The following is a 17,735-nucleotide window of genomic DNA, read 5'->3' as shown; positions in this document are numbered from 1 at the left end:
GCTCAGCCGGGCCGGCGCTTGCCGGGCATCAGCCGCGAAAGCGGATTGGGCCCGGTGTAGTCCGACTTGGCGGGATACATCATTTCGTAGACGACAGCGTTTTCCAGCACGCGCTGGACGTAGTTCTTGGTCTCATAGATCGGGATCTTCTCGATCCAGTCAATCCAGTCGATCGATCCGGTGCGCGGATCGCCGTTGGCGGCGAGCCACTTGTTCACATTGCCCGCACCGGCATTGTAAGCGGCGACGGCGAGCGGGGTGGCACCGCCGAAGTAATCCATCATCCGCCCGAAATAGCCATCGCCCAGCCGGATGTTATAGGCGGAGTCGGTTACCAGCGCCGACAGGTCATAGCCAAGGCCCATCTTGCCCGCCTGTTCGCGCGCGGTGCCCGGCATAAGCTGCATCAGGCCGCGCGCGCCGGCGTGGCTCAGCGCGTTCTGGGCGAACTGGCTTTCCTGGCGGGTCAGCGCGTGGACCATGGTCCAGTTGGCACCGGGGTGGGTGGGGATCAGCGGAAAGGCGATCGCCCCGAAATCGCCGAAGCCATCGGCATGGGCCGACTGGCCGAGGATGACGGCGAGATCGCGGCGGCCGATCTGCTGGGCAAGCTGCGCCACCAGCACATGGTCCGCCTCGCTCTGCGCCTGGTCTGAAATTTCGCGAAAGAACTGCACGGTCGTGCGCCAGTCCCCGTCGCGGGCGACATCGATCACCGCGCGGGTGATGGGGCGGCCCATGAATGCGCTCTGTTGGGATGCCGTGGGCACGGCCTTGGGGCGGGTGTCGAGATCGGGCAGCGGGCGGCCCAGCCGTTCGAGGGCGAGCTGGCCGTAGAAGTAGTGCGGATATTGCGCCGCCAGCTCGAAATAGCGGGCCGCGCCGCTCTTGTCGCCGGCATCGTCCAGCACGCGGCCGGCCCAGTAGAACCCCTTGGATCGGGTCCCCGGCGTCTGCGCGGCGGCACCATAGCGATAGAACAGCGGCGCAGCACGGCGCGCATCACCCAAACCCCACAGCGCCTTGGTGCCGCCCAGCCACATCAGCGTGGTGTAATCATCGCGCAGGCGATAGCTGAGGCGCGAGATATCGGTGCCCGGCGCAAAGCCATCGTCGATCTGGCTGGCAATGCGCACGGCAATGTCTGCACCCGAAGCGCGGGCCGCCGCCAGAAGCTCCTTCACCCAGCGTTCGGGCTGCGGCACCGGCGCGGCCAGCGGCGGGCGGTTGGCGAGGAGCGAAGCGGCAGCGGGGAGGTTGCCGGCCTTGCGAGCCTGGACCACCCGGTTGAACACATAGCCGCCATCGCGCAGCGCATCGCCGGGCAGGTCGACGCCGAGCGATCCCGGGGCCATGCCCTGCAGCAGCGTCAGCCGTTCCATGAACAGCCCGCGCCGCGCCGGGGAGACGAACGAAATCTCGCGCTCGGCCTGCGCCGTCTCCCCCTGCCACAACAGGGCGTTCATCCGGGCATCGTGATCGGCGGTGGTCAGCAAATCGCGATAGAGCGAGAACAACGTGGCTTCGGCGTTGGGCGAAAGGCTGCCGGCCCGCCAGGCAGCCACCGCCTTGGTCGGCGCGTCATAGCGGCGGATCGCCGAAAGGGCCGTGGCATAGCGACCGCCCGCTTCGCTGGTGAGCGGTGGGAAGCGATCGAAGAAGGCGACCACGGTGTTGGGATCGGAGGCGTCATTGACGACAGCCTTCTCGGCCGCGCGGCGGATTTTTTCTTCCTGCGGATAGCCCGGATAGGTCATCAGGAAGTTGGCGTAAGTGCCGAAATCGAGCTGGCCGGCGGCCTGGAGCTGGCGCCAGCGGTCGATCGACTGGTGGACGACAAGATCGTGGTCCTGCATCGACTGGGCCCTTGCGAGATCCCATTCGCGCCCTTCGGCGGCAAACGCCGGGGGCACGAATGCGAAACTCGCCGCTGCCAGAAGGAGAGCGGAAACGCGCTGCATGCTGGACATTTTGAGAAAAGGCTCCTTATCAGGCCCTGAACATGATCCGGTTGCCGGGCACAGGGGCCCGGCCGAACGGCATTCATGGCGCATCAGCAGAGGTAAAGTCCATGTTCTCCGGTTCGATTCCAGCGCTTGTCACGCCGTTTCGCGACGGAGCGTTCGACGAAAAAGCTTTTCGCAAGCTGGTCGACTGGCAGATCGAATCGGGTTCCTCGGCGCTGGTGCCGTGCGGAACGACGGGGGAGAATTCGACGCTTTCCAACGCCGAACACCACCGCGTGATCGAGGTTTGCGTGGAACAGGCGGCGGGCCGGGTGCCGATCATCGCCGGTTGCGGCAGCAACGATACGATGAACGCGGTTCTCCACATGAAATTTTCCAAGAAGAGCGGTGCCGCCGCCGCGCTGGTGGTTGCCCCCTATTACAACCGGCCGAGCCAGGAAGGCCTGCTGGCCCATTTCTCGTACCTTGCCGAGAATACCGAGCTGCCGATCATCCTCTACAATGTGCCGGGCCGCACGGTGACCGATCTCAAGCCGGAAACCGTGTGCGAACTGGCGCGGCGGTTCCCCGGCACGTTCGTCGGCATCAAGGACGCCAGCGGCGACCTGTCGCGCGTGACCGATCACCGGATGGGCATTTCCAAGGCGTTCTGCCAGTTGTCCGGCGATGATGAACTGGCGCTGCCGTTCAACGCGGCGGGTGGCGTTGGCTGCATCTCGGTCACCGCCAACGTCGCGCCGGCACTCTGCGCAGAATTCCAGGCTGCCTGCGCCGCGAACGATCTGGCCCGCGCGCGCGAGCTGAACGACAAGCTCTATCCGCTGCACTACGCCATGTTCGAGGACGCATCGCCCGGCCCGTGCAAGTATGCGCTGGCCCAGGTGCACGACTGGATCGAGAACGAGCTGCGCCTGCCGATGGTCCCCTGCGGCGAGGCCGCGCGTGGGGCGGTGGACGCGGCGCTGGTTCACGCGGGGATACTGTAAGTTCGGAGCTGTCGGCGACGGGGGAGGATGGCCCACCCCGTCCGGCTAAGGCGATAAAATCGCCAAGCCTTCCGGCCCTCCCGCGCGCGGGAGGGCGTCTCCGCGCATCCCCGCCCGCTTGCGGGAGGGGAGCGAGACTTGCGTGCGCAGCACGTTAGTCGCAGCGGGGTGGGACTCTGCGCAAGCCTCGCTCAATCCGCCGGGTTGTATTTCTGGACGAAGGTCATGGCCGCTTCCAGCATCTGCTTGCGCGTGGGGCTGCGCGAAAGGAAGTGGTCTTCGTCCCTCAGGATCACAAATTCGTAGGGTTTCCCCGCATCCTTGAGGGCATCCACCATCATTGTGCTCTGCACGAATGGCACGCGCGTATCGTCCTTGCCGTGGATCAGCAGGATGGGTGCGTCGGCCCGCGCGGCGAAGCGGCGGGGTGACACTTCGCCAAGCTTGGCGGGATCGCCAAGCTGTTCTTGCAGGCCGGAGCGCAGCATCTTGTTGTAATTGCTCTCGCGCATGTCGGTGGAATACATCCGCGTGACATCGGAGATCCCCGCCACCGATACGGAACAGCGGTAGAGCCCGGTTTGCAAGGTCACTCCCGCCAGCGCCGCATATCCACCGTAACTGGCGCCCATGATGCACGCCCGTTTGGGATCGACGATCCCCCGACGCACCAGTTCCGCCAAGCCGTCGGAAATGTCGGTCTGCATCTTGCGGCCCCATTCGCCGTCGCCTGCGTGCTTGAAGGCGCTGTCGCGGTTCGTGGACCCGCGAAAGTTGGGCTGGAACACCGCATAGCCGCGCGATGCGAAGGCTTGCGCCCACCAGTCGAACGCGGGGCTGTCGTAAGCTGCGGGGCCACCGTGGGGAAACATGATGACCGGCAGGTTTTTCGGATCGCGCCCCGGCGGCAGGGTAAGGATGCCGTCCATCTCCAGCCCGTCTGCCGCCTTGTAGGTGACGGTGGAAATCGGCCCGACCTGATCGGGCATGATTTTCTCGCGTTCATAGCCGATTGCGTTGGCTTTGAGGCTGCCCACATCCACGAAGAACCAAGTGCCGCTGTCACCGTCGCCCCCATCAGTGTACACGAGGACCTTCGAGAAGTCCGCGTTCCAGTCGGTCATTTGCATGTGGTACTTGGCAAAAGCCTTGGAAACCTGCCCGGCGACCATCTGATGGCGGGCATCATAGAAGACCGGCTTGGCATTTTCACCCTCCGGGAGATAGCCGATCAGCCTTCCTGTCAACGGGTCCGTATAGGTGGTTTCGATTTCCTCATCTTTCAGGAAGGGCGTTGGCGTACCTCCCGCGAGGGGGACCTCGTACCAGTTGAACGTCTTGTCCTCTTCCGCCTTGCCGTAGATGACGGTGGAGCCGTCCTTGCCGAAGAAGTAGAGACTGACATCGCCGGTCGGGTCATTGCCGGCTGCCAATTTCAGGCCTTTGGCATTCTTGATGACCCAGTCCCCGGTCTTTTCCGCCACGTCCAGTGTCGCCGCCACGGTGCCATCGGGTGCGATCAGCCAGTCTCGCGAGTGATCGACCGGCGCGGCGGCCGCAATGCGGGTGGGATCGTTGCTGCGGGTATCGACACGGAAGAGTGTGGTGTTGGTGTTGGTCAGATCAGCCCCGAACTTGCTGACCTCGTAAGCGATCCCGCCGATATAGGGCTGCAGCACTCCGCCCACCATGCGGACGCCGTAAAAGCCGGTGGTGGTCTGGGCGATGTTGTTGCGGCCGGCGAATATGACCTCGGGCTTTGCTCCGTCGAGATGGATGATCACCGTGCTGCTCAGTTCCGCACGATCGGTGGTGAACCCGAAGCCGAGGGCAACCGTGGATGATGTGACGAGCAGCACCGTGTCGTTTCCGACCCAGTGGATGCCCCGGACCTTTGCATCGCCGACGGCGAGCTTATGAGTGACCTTGCCCGAAGGATCGAACACCACCAGCACATTGGTGTTCGCTGCCCGCACGATCGCCGCCACTTTGCTCCCGTCTTCCGACATCGTGAGCATCGAAATGCTGGCGAGCTCGCCGTAAGCTTCCAGCGGCGGCGGCGCGGGCGGCGCGGCCAATGCCGCAGGCCCCGCCATCAGGCCGAGCGCGGCAGCGGCCGCCGTTGCGGCGCGCGAGAAAAACGGATTGAACGGCAAGTCTACCCCCCCCGGTGCTTTTTCGATTCCGGTTGATGATGTTGCGCACCGTCGTTCAAGTTAACAAGCTGAAATTCGCACCCGTCATGGCGCAAAACTGCTTCCTCCCGGACAGGGGGCAGTCCACGGAAAATGGCGCGGACGCCCGGTTCCCTTTTCGCCGCGACATGCCTACATGGCCCTCACAATGGCACGTCCCCAGCATTCTCTGTTCGACAAGGCGAAAACCGTCGCGGAAAACCGCCGCGCGCGGTTCGACTATCATATCGAGGACAAGTTCGAGGCCGGCATCGCGCTGACCGGGACCGAGGTGAAGTCCCTGCGCTTCGGCGAAGGGACGATCGCCGAATCCTATGCCGAGGTGAAAGGCGGAGAGATCTGGCTGATCAACTCGAACGTGCCCGAATTCAGCCACGGCAACCGCTTCAACCACGAACCCCGCCGCCCGCGCAAACTGCTGCTTCACGAGCGGGAGATTTCGCGGTTGCAGGGCGCGGTGGAGCGCAAGGGCATGACGCTGGTGCCGCTGTCGATCTATTTCAACAGCCGGGGCCGCGCGAAAGTGGAGCTGGCGCTGGCCAAGGGCAAGAACGCGGCTGACAAGCGCGATACCGTGAAAGAGCGGGACTGGAAGCGCGAACAGGCGCGCCTGATGCGGGAACACGGCTGATGAGCGGCATCCTGTCGCGGCTGGGTGCTTTCCTGCACCGCCAGATGCCCACCCATGCCGAGCTTGAGGCCAATCGCCTGACCGCGCCTTTCGCGCGTCGGCAGGAACTGTTCCGCTTCACCCGCCGCTCTGTCCCGCGCGGCGTGGCGGTGGGGCTGCTGATCGGCATCTTCGCGCTGATCCCCGGAGTCCAGATCGTCGGCGCGGCGCTGATGTGCGTGCCCGTGCGCGGCAACATTCCGCTGGCGGCGGCGATGACGTTCCTGTCCAATCCGGCCACCACGCCGCTGATTTTGGCGGCCTCGATCTGGCTGGGCAACCGCATGGGCTTTCATGCCGATCTCTCCACCTTCAGCGCGCTTTACGAAAGCGGCGCGGGGCTGGGTGCCTGGGGGCGCTGGCTGCTCTCGGACGCCGCGCCCGCGCTGGTGTTCGGGCTGTTCGTGATATCGACCGTGGCGGCAGCGGTCGGTTATCTGCTGTCGTCCTGGTTCTGGCGGCACTGGATCGGCCGCAAGCACCGCGCGCGCGGCCTTCGCCCGCTGCGCGCCGTGCCGCCTGCAAGCGATGAGGCGGTGATCGCCGAGCCGGAGCAGGTCGCTTGACCGGGCTTGGCAAGCCCGCCGGCGATGCGCCGCTGCGCCCTTACGATATCCTGATCGTCGCCGCAGCGCTGACGCTGAGCGTGGCGGTGGTGTGGTTCACGGCCGATGACTGGCTGCTGGTGGCGGTGTTCGTGGCGGCGATGGCGGCGATGACCGGGCTGGCCGTCTATATCTCGCGCGTCAAACCGCGCGCGGCGGAACCCGAGTTCGCACTGCCCGACTGGTCGGTGACCGTCGCCGCGATCGAGCGCGAAGACATGGCCATCGCCGTGACCGACCGCGCCGGCCGGCTGACCTGCGCCAACGCGGCGTTCGGTGCGTGGTTCTCCGGCCTGGCCCCGCCGCGCCTGCCGGTCAACGACGCTTCGGCCGAGGCATTGGCCGAAATGACCCGCAAGGCCTGGCGCGACGGCACGGCGCGCGGCGATATCCGCGCCGAGGGCGAGGCGGGGCTGAGCGGATCGTCGTGGCAAGTGGAGGTGAGCCGCTGCGGGCGCGGGGACGATTTCCTCGTCTGGCGCTTTACCCGCGCATCGACCAGCGATCCGGTTGCTGACATGGTCGTCCATCTTGACGGCAAGCTGGGGCGGGGGCTGGCGCGGGCCGGCATTGCCGCCGCGCTGGTCGATCCCGACGGCACCATCCGCGCCGCCAGCGCCGGCTTCGCGCTGGGCGCGACCGGAGACGCGCTGGCCGATATGACCGGGCACGATTTCGTCGCCCAGCTCCGCCAGGACGAAGGCGATCGCATTGGCTGGGCGCGCGATGGCGATCGTGGCGGGCCGCTGGTGCTCTATCACGTGCCGGTGGCCGATCCTGATAGCGATGCCCCGCCCGATCCGGACACCACACCATCGCTGATGCTCGTCGTCGATGCGACGGCGGGGATCGGCTCGGGCGGTGGCGGCGGGGCCGCCGCACCGCATCTCGAAGCGCTGCTCGGCCAGCTTCCGCTCGGCCTCGCCATGGCCGATCGCGACGGGCGGCTGCTGTTCGCCAACCCCGCCTTCATGCGCGCCGCCGGTCGCGAAGGGCAGGCCCCGCCGACCTATCCGACCGACCTTGCCGTGCGTGAGGACAAGCGCGCGCTGTCCGAAGCGATCCGCCGCTTTGCGCAGGGGCCCGCGACCGCCGGCGATATCGCGGTGCGGCTGGTCGGGCAGCCGGACGATCCGGTTTCGCTCAGCCTCGCCGGCGTGCGGGGCTTGGGTGAGGCGGCGGTGCTGCTCGGCCTGACCGACAGTACCGAGGAAGCGCGGCTCAAGCGCCAGGTCGCGCAGGCGACCAAGATGCAGGCGGTCGGCCAGCTTGCCGGCGGGGTGGCGCACGATTTCAACAATGTGCTGACCGCGATCCTGGGCACCTGCGATCTCATGCTGATGCGGCACACGCCGGGCGACAGCGATTATGACGATATCCAGCAGATCCGCGCCAATTCGAACCGCGCCGCCTCGCTGACCCGCCAGTTGCTGGCGTTCTCCCGCCAGCAGACGCTGCGGCCCGAGGTGTTGCAGTTGCCCGATGTGGTGGCCGATGTCTCGCAGATGCTGCGCCGCCTGATCGGCGAGAAGATCGAACTGATCGTAACTCACGATCGCGATCTCGGCCCGGTGCGGGCCGATCCGACCCAACTGGAGCAGGTCATCGTCAATCTGGCGGTCAACGCGCGCGATGCGATGCAGGGGCAGGGCCAAGGGCCGGGGACGCGCGGCGGCAGCGACGGCGCGGGCCGGCTGACGCTGGCCACGCGCAAGGTCAACCCGTCCGATGTCCGCGCGATGCGCAGCGAGATCATCCCGGTCGGCGAATATACCGCGCTGATCGTCGAGGATACCGGCGGCGGCATTCCGCCCGAAGTGCTGGGCAAGATCTTCGAGCCGTTCTTCACCACCAAGGATCAGGGCAAAGGCACCGGACTGGGCCTCTCCACCGTCTACGGCATCGTCAAGCAATCGGGGGGGTTCATCTTCGCCGAGAGCGAGCTGGGCAAGGGCAGCCGGTTCATCGTCTATCTGCCGGTCTATCACGCCGCTCCCGGCGCCGCGCCAACGTCGGCCGCGTCGTTGCGGGCGGAACCGGTGGTCAGCCAGTGGGCCGGCGGCGGACGCATCCTGCTGGTGGAGGACGAAGAGCCGGTGCGCATGGTGGCGCAGCGCGCGCTGACCCGGCAGGGCTACGAGGTGACCTGCGCCGGCGATGGCGAGGAAGGGCTGGAAATCGTCCAGTCGGGCCGCGAGTTCGATCTGGTCGTCACCGATGTCGTCATGCCGACGCTCGACGGGCCGGCGATGGCGCGCGAGATACGGCGGATCAGGCCCGGCCTGCCGCTGCTGTTCATGTCGGGCTATGCCGAGGAACAGTTGCGCAAGGAGATCAGCCTTGCCAACGCCTGGTTCATGCCCAAACCGTTCAGCGTGCAGCAGCTCTCGGAAAAAGTCGGGGATGTTCTGGCCCGCACCGCGCAGACGGCGAACCGCCGTTAAAAATAGGTAATCCGCCAAAGTTCCCCTCTTGTTCTCCGTGAACAAAGAGGATACATCGCTTTCCACGACGTTGACCTTTCCGGCCGGGCCGGTAGCACAAGGGGAAGTGACATGGCTGCTCAGTTGAAGCTGATCCAGGAAGGCAAGGAAAAGGACAACATGGACCGTCAGAAGGCGCTCGAAGCCGCGCTTGCCCAGATCGATCGCGCCTTCGGCAAAGGCAGCGCGATGAAGCTCGGCTCGAAGGAGACGATGCAGATCGAAGCGATCTCCACCGGTTCGCTCGGGCTCGACATCGCGCTCGGCGTCGGCGGCCTGCCGCGCGGTCGCGTGATCGAGGTCTATGGTCCGGAAAGCTCGGGCAAGACCACGCTGGCGCTGCACGTGATCGCCGAAGCGCAGAAGATGGGCGGCACCGCCGCTTTCATCGATGCCGAACACGCGCTCGATCCGGTTTACGCCAAGAAGCTGGGCGTCAACATCGATGAACTGATCGTCTCGCAGCCCGATACCGGCGAACAGGCGCTGGAAATCACCGATACGCTGGTGCGCTCGAACGCGATCGACGTGCTGGTGGTGGACTCGGTCGCCGCGCTGGTCCCCCGCGCCGAGATCGAGGGCGAGATGGGCGATAGCCACGTCGGTCTTCAGGCCCGCCTGATGAGCCAGTCGCTGCGCAAACTGACCGGCTCGATCAGCCGGTCGCGCTGCATGGTGATCTTCATCAACCAGTTGCGCATGAAAATCGGCGTGATGTACGGCAACCCCGAAACGACGACGGGCGGCAACGCGCTCAAGTTTTATGCCTCGGTCCGGCTCGATATCCGCCGCACCGGCCAGATCAAGGACCGCGACGATATCGTCGGTAACGCCACCCGCGTGAAAGTGGTCAAGAACAAGGTCGCGCCGCCGTTCAAGCAGGTCGAATTCGACATCATGTATGGCGAAGGCATTTCCAAGATCGGCGAAATCCTCGATCTTGGCGTGAAGGCCGGACTGGTCGAAAAGTCGGGCGCATGGTTCAGCTACGATTCGATCCGCATCGGCCAGGGCCGCGAGAACGCCAAGAATTACCTGCGCCAGAACCCCGAAGTCTGCGATCGCCTGGAAAAGGCCATCCGCGCGCAGACCGATGGCCTGGCCGAGGAGATGATGGTCGGCCCTTCGGCAGAGGACGATGTCGAGTAAGCGCTGTCCCCAAGCAAGCTTGCAGCCGCCCGCCAGTCCATCCGGACCGGCGGGCGGTATCGTTTGGGCGATCGGGCGGGGGTGGGTTGGTCGGGCGGATGAACGGGGCAGGGGCCAGTTACTTTCTGCCATGTCGAGGGATGTCAAGAAGCGTCGGCCTGTGTTTGGTGTGTCGGTTTCGTTGCACACGACTGTTACGCAGCCGATCGTTCACGACATCGGCTACGCCTGCTACAGGCGCGATTAGATGTCGCGTTCGGCATTTGTGCGGACGCCTCGATCTAACTCTAAGATCGGCAGAGACTGTTTGAAAAAGGAATCTGCGTTCTATAGACTGTGATGCTCATTAGCGACGCGTATTCACATAACCTTAGGGTGCCATATGGATGGGGAAATTTGCGTAATTTATAGAGCGAGCGCCAAGGCTAAGGATTTACTACTTGCGCTAAAAATTGACGATGATAAATATAGATCTTCTTCATTTTTGCGTAAAATTATAATGCGCCTAGATTTAAATATTAAAATAAACTATCGATCAAGTGATGAAAAATTTGATCGAAAGGTAATGCATTTTTGTGCAGTTTCTGCCGAAAAAGAAATTTGTAGTTTTGCTTATGGTGATGATGAGCTAGCTCCCGACGACGAACCAATGGCATTGGCAAAAATAATCGGCAAGTGCGCATCTATCGGTTTTTGCGCAGAACGTAGAGCGATCTCTCTTTTTTCTAATAGAAAAATTGACCAGTTAATTCTGCATAAGGCGGATGCCTGAAATTTCGTCGATGGTGAGGATAAAACTCTCTGCCATATCGCGTCGATAAGGATGAGCGTGAGGGCCAAGCCGAAGTAATGCGCGCAAACACGCTCGCGTTGGCACTGCCCCGACGGGCGCGGACATGCGGGTGGCGAGCTGTAACGGGGTGCCATGCGGCCTTGTTGCAAACGGGGTGCTCAGCCGACGCTTACCGCGTCAGCCTTGCGGTCTGGACGGTCAGGGCAAACAGCGAGGTCAGGGCATCGGCGATGCTCTCGTCGGTGGTGACCTTGTAGTAGAGCGCGGTGCCGTCCGCCCGGGCCGAGGCGCAAGAGCGCAGCGCGGGCTCCACATTGGCAAGGTACGGCGCGACGTTGGCTTGTGACCAGCTATCCCCGGTCATCGATTCGGGCAGATACTCGGTATAGAGCACGGCGATGCGGATGCCGCGGTTCTTGATGGTGGTGCAGTCCGCCAGGTCCTGCGCATTCCATTCGCGGTTCCAGCGGGTGCCGCTGTAGACTTCATCAGCCATCCCGTCAGTGATGATGAACAGCACGCCCTGCGGGCCGGCGGCAGTGGAGCCATCGCCCGGCGTTGCCATCACCGCGTTCATCCGCACCAGCGCGTTGTGCACTTCGCTGCCCATGTCGCTGTTGCAATAGGTGCTGGTGGGGCAGTTGTTGATATACCAGTTATCCTGCAGGCCGTAGAAATTGGGCACATCGTAGCCGGACAGGGTGTTGACGTCCGCCATGGTGCCGGTGATCGTTTTCACCGGGTGGGTATTGCCCGGATGGGTCCAGTCATAGGTGAACATCTGCAAGCGGTACGTCACGCGGTTGCCGGCGGCAGAGTTGATCGCGAACGGGATCAGTTGCTGGGCCGCCGCTTCCTCGTCGTCGATCCGCAAGGTGATGTTGCTGCCGCCGAACAATGTCGAAAAATTGCGGGTGAGCCAGTAACTGTCGGCGTATTGCCCGTTTGATTTGCGGTATCGCGTGCCGCTGGTGCAGTAGATATACGTGCTGTCGGTCGCGTTCACCGGGCACCAGTTCCCGCTCGCCGTGTCGAGCCAGATGTCGCGGCCGGCCGCATTGCGCACATAGATCCCGTCCGATCGCGGGTTCTGGGTATGGCAGGCGAACGCGCAGCCGGTCGCCGTGCGAATCGAATTGAGGCCCGTTGTGGTCGATGGCAGCAGCATCGAGGGCGAGGTGTCCATCAACAGGTAGAAATCGACATGCGGCGCGCGGGTGGCATCGGCGGTGACCGAGCCGTTGATCGTCAAGGTTGCCTTGCCCAGCACTCCGCCGAACAGGTTGCGCGACTGCGCGGTGTAGCTGACCGTGACCTTCCGCCCGATGTTGACCCCGCCGCTGGACACGATGGTGACGGTGGGGTTGGCCGGGTTGGCGGTATCGTAGATCATCCCCGGCAGCCCGCTGACCTGCGCATTGAACATCGCCCGCGCCGCTGCCGTGGCGGCGCTGTCGCTCTGCTGCATCATCGCCACGTTGACCGCCGCCAGCGCCGCCGCATCCGCCGCCGCGTTCATCCGCGTACGCAGCTTCATGGCGCGGGTATAGTCGATGCTGAAGCCGACCGCGAACGTCAGCGGCACGAGCGCCAGCGCCGTCAGGATCAGGACGTTCCCGCGCGCATCGGCCCGCAGGCGGGCGAAACGGCGCTGCAATAGTGTGAGGGCGCGGCGGATCATGACAACGGCACCGCATCGGATTTGCGCGGCAGCATCAGGATCGAATCGGCAAGGTTGATCTGCCCCATCGGCCACAGCCAGGCAACCGGGCGGTACTGGTACGTCACTCGCGACAGGATCATGTACGTCCCGGTCGCGGCGGTGTTGGACGGCGTCGTGATGCTGGCATTCGCAACCAGCGCGGTGCCGTTAAGGGTGCGGCTCCAGATGACCCTGGCGTGGGTGGCGTCCGTCACCTGGACCTCGCTCAGCACCATCGTCGCATTCGCGGAGCGATAGGGTGAGAGGACCTGCGCGCTGGCATTGAGGATCGCAGTCACGTCGCTTTCGGTCAGGCTGGCGCTGCGGCTGGCCAGATCGGCCAGCGCGCGCGCGGTGATCGTCACCTTGCGATCGCAGGCGCTGGCATCGGTGAACAGGTAGGCCCCCAGGTACAGCGTGAGCAGGAAGGGAAAGGCGAAGGCAAACTCGATCAACGCGGTGCCGCCGCAATCGCGGGCGAGGGCGCGCAGCAGTTCCGCCGGGCGGCGCGATGCCATCTCAGTAGCTTTCCGTGCGCAGCACGCTGGTGGCCACCAGCAGGCGCTTGTTGCCCGGCTGGTTGGCCAGCGCGAACCCCAGCGGGCCGGCATTGGTCGGCCACAGATAGAGCAGGCGCAGCACCACGATCGACCCTTGCGCGCCGGTAGCATAGGAAAAGGCATTGGTGACGTTGCCGCCGGAATCGTAGGTCAGCGTAGGCATGCCGGTATCGGCGGCCGAAAAGCTGCCGGCGACGCGGACATCGACCATCAGGTTGGCGCAGGTCATGTACGGCGGCAGGGCACTGCAGGCGGCGGTCCTGAACTGGCTCGCGGTGAGCCCCGATTGCGCCTGTCCGGTCAGCAGCAGGCGGCTGCCGGTTTCCGCTGCGGTCTCCAGCCCGTCCTGCGCGAGGTAGACCAGCGAGGTCTCGATCGTCGCCACCAGCACCGCGAACAGCGCGGGCGCGATCATCGCGAACTCGATCGCCGAGGCACCGCGCGCATCGGCTCGCAGGCGGCGTAGGAGGGGCGGGAGAAGCTTGGCCATGCCGCCCGTATCGCGCCACGACGCTCGATTTGCGGTAAAGCGGGGTTAGGTATAAGCCACTTGAGAACGCACCGTCGCGAAGGCCCACCCCGCTGCGACTAACGTGCTGCGCACGCAAGTCTCGCGCCCCTCCCGTAAACGGGAGGGGATACTTGAGCTTGCCCTCCCGTACACGGGAGGGCCGGAAGGCTTGGCGGCTTGCCGCCTAGCCGCACGGGGTGGGCAATGCCCCCCTATATCCGCGCGTTCGCGCTTGCTCCACCCGCGCGCGTGGCTTATCGGCGCGAGTATGCACACGACTAACGAAGTCCGCCGGTCCTTCCTCGATTACTTCGGCTCGAACGGGCACGAAGTGGTGCAGTCTGCGCCGCTCGTTCCGTATAACGATCCGACGCTGATGTTCGTCAATGCGGGCATGGTGCCGTTCAAAAACGTGTTCACCGGGCTGGAGACGCGCAGCGTGCCGCGCGCGACCTCGTCGCAGAAATCGGTGCGCGCCGGTGGCAAGCACAACGATCTCGACAACGTCGGCTACACCGCGCGCCACCACACCTTCTTCGAGATGCTGGGCAATTTCTCGTTCGGCGATTATTTCAAGGAACAGGCGATCACCCACGCCTGGAACCTGCTGACGAAGGAATGGGCGCTTCCGGTCGATAAGCTGCTGGTCACGGTCTATCACACCGATGATGAAGCTTTCGATCTGTGGAAGAAGATCGCCGGCCTTCCCGACCAGAAGATCATCCGCATTCCGACCAAGGACAACTTCTGGTCGATGGGCGATGACGGCCCGTGCGGCCCCTGCTCGGAAATCTTCTTCGATCATGGCGATCACATCTGGGGCGGCCCGCCCGGATCGCCCGAAGAGGACGGCGATCGCTTCATCGAGATCTGGAACCTGGTGTTCATGCAGTTCGAGCAGGCGGCCGGAGAGATCGTCGGCAACCTGCCCAAGCCGTCGATCGATACCGGCATGGGGCTGGAACGCATATCCGCCGTCATGCAGGGCGTGCATGACAACTACGATATCGATACGTTCAAGGCGCTGATCGCCGCCTCGGAAAGCCTGACCGGCGTGAAGGCGGAAGGCGAGCGGCAGGCCAGCCACCGGGTGATCGCCGATCACTTGCGCTCCACCAGCTTCCTGCTGGCTGATGGCGTGCTGCCCAGCAACGAAGGGCGCGGCTACGTGCTGCGCCGGATCATGCGCCGCGCCATGCGCCACGCGCACCTGCTGGGCGCGAAAGACCCGCTGATGCACAAGCTGGTCCCCGCCCTCGTCGCCGAGATGGGCCAGGCCTATCCCGAACTGGGCCGCGCGCAGCCGCTGATCGAGGAAACGCTGGAGCGCGAGGAAGTGCAGTTCCGCCGCACCCTGTCGAACGGCCTCAAGCTGCTCGACGAGGCGACCGCGGGGATGGCCGAGGGTGGCGAACTTCCGGGCGAGACCGCGTTCAAGCTCTACGACACTTTCGGCTTCCCCTATGACCTGACCGAGGACGCGCTGCGGCCGCGTGGGATGAGCGTGGACCGCGCCGGCTTCGATGCGGCGATGGCGCAGCAGAAGGCGGCGGCGCGCGCGGCGTGGAAGGGTTCGGGCCAGGCGGCCGACAACGAAATCTGGTTCGACATCGCCGAGCGCGAGGGCGCGACCGAGTTCACCGGCTACACCGCCACCCACGGTGAGGGCCGGGTGGTGGCGCTGGTCGTCGGCGGCAAGGAAGTCGAGAGCGCCGGGGCGGGTGATGCCGTGGTGGTGCTGACCAACCAGACCCCGTTCTACGGCGAAAGCGGCGGCCAGGTCGGCGATGCCGGATCGATCACCGGCGCGCCCGGGGCGGGCAACGACGAACTGCAGATCGCGGTTGCCGATACTGCCAAGCCCCTGGGCCGCCTCCATGCGATGCATGGCACGGTTCAGGCCGGAACGATCCGGGTGGGCGATTCGGTGCTGCTGACCGTCGATGTCGAGCGCCGCGATGCCATTCGTGCCAACCATTCCGCGACGCACCTGCTGCACGCGGCGCTGCGCAATCGCCTTGGCGGGCACGTGACGCAGAAGGGCTCGATGGTCGCGGCAGAGCGGCTGCGTTTCGACTTCTCTCAGCCGGTCTCGCTCACCGCCGATGATATTGCCGCGATCGAGGCCGAGGTGAACGCGGAAATCCGCGCCAACGAGCCGGTGCTGACCCGGCTGATGACGCCCGACGATGCCATTGCCGCCGGTGCGATGGCGCTGTTCGGCGAGAAGTACGGCGACGAGGTGCGCGTGCTATCGATGGGCCGCAAGGCGGGTGAGAACGCCTATTCGGTCGAACTGTGCGGCGGCACCCATGTGCGCGCCACCGGCGATATCGGCGTGTTCCGCATCGTTTCGGAAAGCGCGGTATCGTCAGGCGTGCGGCGCATCGAGGCGATGACCGGCGAGGGTGCGCGCCAGTGGCTGGTCGGCCGCGAGGATATGTTGAAAGGCGCGGCGAGCGCTTTGCGCACCACGCCGGAGGATGTCGAAGCCCGCGTCGCCGCGCTGCTGGATGAGCGCCGCAAGCTGGAACGCGAACTGGCCGAGGCGAAGAAGGCGCTGGCGCTCGGCGGCGGCTCGGCCAAGGCCGAAAACGCGGACGAGGTGGTCAACGGCGTGACCTTCTCCGGCCAGGTGCTCGATGGCCTCGATCCCAAGGAACTGCGTGGCCTGCTCGATCAGGCCAAGCAGCGCATCGGCTCGGGCGTCGCCGCCGTGGTCGCGGTGAACGAAGGCAAGGCAAGCATCGCCGCCGCCGTCACCGATGACCTTACGGGCCAGATCAGCGCCGTCGATCTGGTTCGCGCGGGCGTTGCGGCGCTGGGCGGCAAGGGCGGCGGCGGCCGCCCCGACATGGCGCAGGGCGGTGGCCCGGATGGCGACAAGGCAGCGGATGCGATCGCGGCGGTGAGGGCGGTGCTGGCGGGGTGACCGCTGCCATCACCTCTACCTCGTCATCCTCGCGGAAGCGGGGACCCAACTGACGATCGGGCAACAGGGATCGTCAGGAGATGGGTTCCCGCCTTCGCGGGAATGACGAAAAAGGGGGGGCACGAACGGAGGTGGGTATCGCTGACTTGTCCGCCATTATCACCGAAATCGCCGAGGAAATGCGCTTCGCCGAAGTGCGGGGGAAGGTTGCCGACTATATCCCGCCGCTCGCTTCGGTGCCCCATACCAAATTCGGCATCGCGGTGGTCATGGCCGACGGTTCGCTCCACACGGCGGGGGATGCCGAGGAGCCGTTTTCGATCCAGTCGATCTCCAAGGTCTTCGCGCTGACGCTGGCGCTGGGGGCGGTGGGGGATCAGGTGTGGAAGCGGGTGGGGCGCGAGCCTTCCGGGTCGGCGTTCAACTCCATCGTCCAGTTGGAAACCGAACAGGGCATTCCGCGCAATCCCTTCATCAACGCCGGTGCCATCGTCGTGTGCGACGTGCTGCTGGGCCGCTTGGAGCCGCGCGAGGCGATCGGGCAACTGCTGCGTTTCGTGCGCGAACTGGCGGGCGATGACAGCATCGCGATCGATGAGACGGTGGCGTGGGCCGAGCAGGAAACCGGCTTTCGCAACTTCGCACTGGCGAATTACATGCGCGCTTTCGGCAATATCCACGGACCGGTGGAGCGGGTGCTCGGCGTCTATTTCCACTTCTGCGCGCTCGCCATGAGCTGCCGGCAACTGGCGCTGGCCGGGCGCTTCCTGATGGACGGTGGCCGGGTTGGCGCGCACCGCGTCGTCACCGAGCGGCGCTCGCGGCGCATCAATGCGCTGATGATGTCTTGCGGGCACTACGACAATTCAGGCGATTTCGCCTTTCGCATCGGCTTGCCCGGAAAGTCCGGAGTGGGCGGCGGCATCCTAGCGGTCGCACCGGGTGTGGCCAGCATCGCGGTATGGTCGCCCGGCCTCAACCCCAGCGGCAATTCGCATCTGGGGCAACTGGCGCTGGAACGGCTGGTGCAGAAGACGGGCTGGTCAGTGTTCGAACCGAGGGGGTGAACGGAGTCGTGGTGGGGAGTGCCCACCCCGTCCGGCTAGGTGATGAATCATCAAGCCTTCCGGCCCTCCCGTGAACGGGAGGGCAAGCGCGAGTATCCCCGCCCGCTCGCGGGAG

The 17,735-nt window shown here is 65.0% G+C and carries 13 protein-coding genes; 8 read left to right on the top strand and 5 right to left on the bottom strand.

The genetic code is table 11. The features are described from left to right. Positions 1-2: 2 nt before the first annotated feature. Positions 3-1,970 carry a lytic transglycosylase domain-containing protein gene (locus tag IE122_RS12190; protein WP_189621453.1) on the bottom strand — a complete coding sequence of 656 codons (1,968 nt, stop codon included), beginning with the start codon at positions 1,968-1,970 and terminating at the stop codon, positions 3-5. A gap of 101 nt (positions 1,971-2,071) precedes the next feature. Between IE122_RS12190 and dapA the strand changes: the two genes are divergently transcribed. Next, positions 2,072-2,953 (top strand): 4-hydroxy-tetrahydrodipicolinate synthase, encoded by an 882-nt coding sequence (gene dapA / locus IE122_RS12185; protein WP_189621452.1) that lies wholly within the window; start codon positions 2,072-2,074, stop codon positions 2,951-2,953. A gap of 191 nt (positions 2,954-3,144) precedes the next feature. Here dapA and IE122_RS12180 read toward each other — a convergent pair whose 3' ends face one another. Then, positions 3,145-5,109, bottom strand: a complete 1,965-nt coding sequence (locus tag IE122_RS12180; RefSeq protein ID WP_229814090.1) for an alpha/beta hydrolase family protein — start codon at positions 5,107-5,109, stop codon at positions 3,145-3,147. 187 nt (positions 5,110-5,296) lie between these two features. Between IE122_RS12180 and smpB the strand changes: the two genes are divergently transcribed. From smpB to IE122_RS12155, 5 genes are all read left to right on the top strand, one after another. Beyond that, positions 5,297-5,779: an SsrA-binding protein SmpB gene (gene smpB / locus IE122_RS12175; protein WP_189621451.1), complete on the top strand. Its 483-nt coding sequence runs from the start codon at positions 5,297-5,299 to the stop codon at positions 5,777-5,779. Then, positions 5,779-6,384 carry a DUF2062 domain-containing protein gene (locus tag IE122_RS12170; RefSeq protein ID WP_189621450.1) on the top strand — a complete coding sequence of 202 codons (606 nt, stop codon included), beginning with the start codon at positions 5,779-5,781 and terminating at the stop codon, positions 6,382-6,384. The genes smpB and IE122_RS12170 overlap by 1 nt, the downstream gene beginning before the upstream one ends. Then, a complete protein-coding gene (locus IE122_RS12165) occupies positions 6,381-8,867 on the top strand; it encodes a hybrid sensor histidine kinase/response regulator (protein WP_229814088.1) in 2,487 nt (828 codons plus the stop codon). The genes IE122_RS12170 and IE122_RS12165 overlap by 4 nt, the downstream gene beginning before the upstream one ends. A 111-nt stretch (positions 8,868-8,978) precedes the next feature. Then, entirely contained in the window at positions 8,979-10,055 is a 1,077-nt protein-coding gene (gene recA, locus IE122_RS12160) for a recombinase RecA (RefSeq protein ID WP_189621449.1), read from the top strand. Positions 10,056-10,437: 382 nt separating this feature from the next. Then, the gene (locus IE122_RS12155; RefSeq protein ID WP_189621448.1) at positions 10,438-10,827 is read left to right on the top strand and encodes a hypothetical protein; all 390 of its coding nucleotides are present in this window, start codon (positions 10,438-10,440) and stop codon (positions 10,825-10,827) included. Positions 10,828-11,017: 190 nt separating this feature from the next. Here the strand turns inward: IE122_RS12155 and IE122_RS12150 are convergent, their stop codons facing one another. Genes IE122_RS12150 through IE122_RS12140 form a run of 3 tightly spaced genes read right to left on the bottom strand, consistent with a single transcriptional unit; the run spans position 11,018 to position 13,600 of the window. Further along, on the bottom strand, positions 11,018-12,529 hold the full coding sequence (locus IE122_RS12150; RefSeq protein ID WP_189621447.1) for a TadE/TadG family type IV pilus assembly protein: 1,512 nt from the start codon (positions 12,527-12,529) through the stop codon (positions 11,018-11,020). Further along, positions 12,526-13,068 carry a TadE/TadG family type IV pilus assembly protein gene (locus IE122_RS12145; RefSeq protein WP_189621446.1) on the bottom strand — a complete coding sequence of 181 codons (543 nt, stop codon included), beginning with the start codon at positions 13,066-13,068 and terminating at the stop codon, positions 12,526-12,528. Before IE122_RS12145 ends, IE122_RS12150 begins: the two co-directional genes overlap by 4 nt. Position 13,069: 1 nt before the next feature. Further along, a complete protein-coding gene (locus IE122_RS12140) occupies positions 13,070-13,600 on the bottom strand; it encodes a TadE/TadG family type IV pilus assembly protein (protein ID WP_189621445.1) in 531 nt (176 codons plus the stop codon). 289 nt (positions 13,601-13,889) lie between these two features. On the opposite strand from IE122_RS12140, the gene alaS reads away from it, so the two are divergent. Then, entirely contained in the window at positions 13,890-16,553 is a 2,664-nt protein-coding gene (alaS, locus tag IE122_RS12135; protein WP_189621444.1) for an alanine--tRNA ligase, read from the top strand. A 137-nt stretch (positions 16,554-16,690) separates the two neighbouring features. Then, entirely contained in the window at positions 16,691-17,620 is a 930-nt protein-coding gene (locus IE122_RS12130) for a glutaminase (protein WP_373299137.1), read from the top strand. Positions 17,621-17,735 lie beyond the last annotated feature (115 nt).

The organism is Novosphingobium colocasiae (assembly GCF_014652555.1).
Taxonomy (GTDB): domain Bacteria; phylum Pseudomonadota; class Alphaproteobacteria; order Sphingomonadales; family Sphingomonadaceae; genus Novosphingobium; species Novosphingobium colocasiae.
This window is presented reverse-complemented; position numbering and strand designations above follow the sequence as displayed.

Coding starts and splice junctions, on each gene's coding strand:
- IE122_RS12140 (WP_189621445.1), bottom strand. CDS start 13,600: ATGGCCAAGCTTCTCCCGCCCCTCCTACGCCGCCTGCGAGCCGATGCG.
- recA (WP_189621449.1), top strand. CDS start 8,979: ATGGCTGCTCAGTTGAAGCTGATCCAGGAAGGCAAGGAAAAGGACAAC.
- IE122_RS12150 (WP_189621447.1), bottom strand. CDS start 12,529: ATGATCCGCCGCGCCCTCACACTATTGCAGCGCCGTTTCGCCCGCCTG.
- alaS (WP_189621444.1), top strand. CDS start 13,890: ATGCACACGACTAACGAAGTCCGCCGGTCCTTCCTCGATTACTTCGGC.
- IE122_RS12170 (WP_189621450.1), top strand. CDS start 5,779: ATGAGCGGCATCCTGTCGCGGCTGGGTGCTTTCCTGCACCGCCAGATG.
- IE122_RS12145 (WP_189621446.1), bottom strand. CDS start 13,068: ATGGCATCGCGCCGCCCGGCGGAACTGCTGCGCGCCCTCGCCCGCGAT.
- IE122_RS12155 (WP_189621448.1), top strand. CDS start 10,438: ATGGATGGGGAAATTTGCGTAATTTATAGAGCGAGCGCCAAGGCTAAG.
- smpB (WP_189621451.1), top strand. CDS start 5,297: ATGGCACGTCCCCAGCATTCTCTGTTCGACAAGGCGAAAACCGTCGCG.
- IE122_RS12190 (WP_189621453.1), bottom strand. CDS start 1,970: ATGTCCAGCATGCAGCGCGTTTCCGCTCTCCTTCTGGCAGCGGCGAGT.
- dapA (WP_189621452.1), top strand. CDS start 2,072: ATGTTCTCCGGTTCGATTCCAGCGCTTGTCACGCCGTTTCGCGACGGA.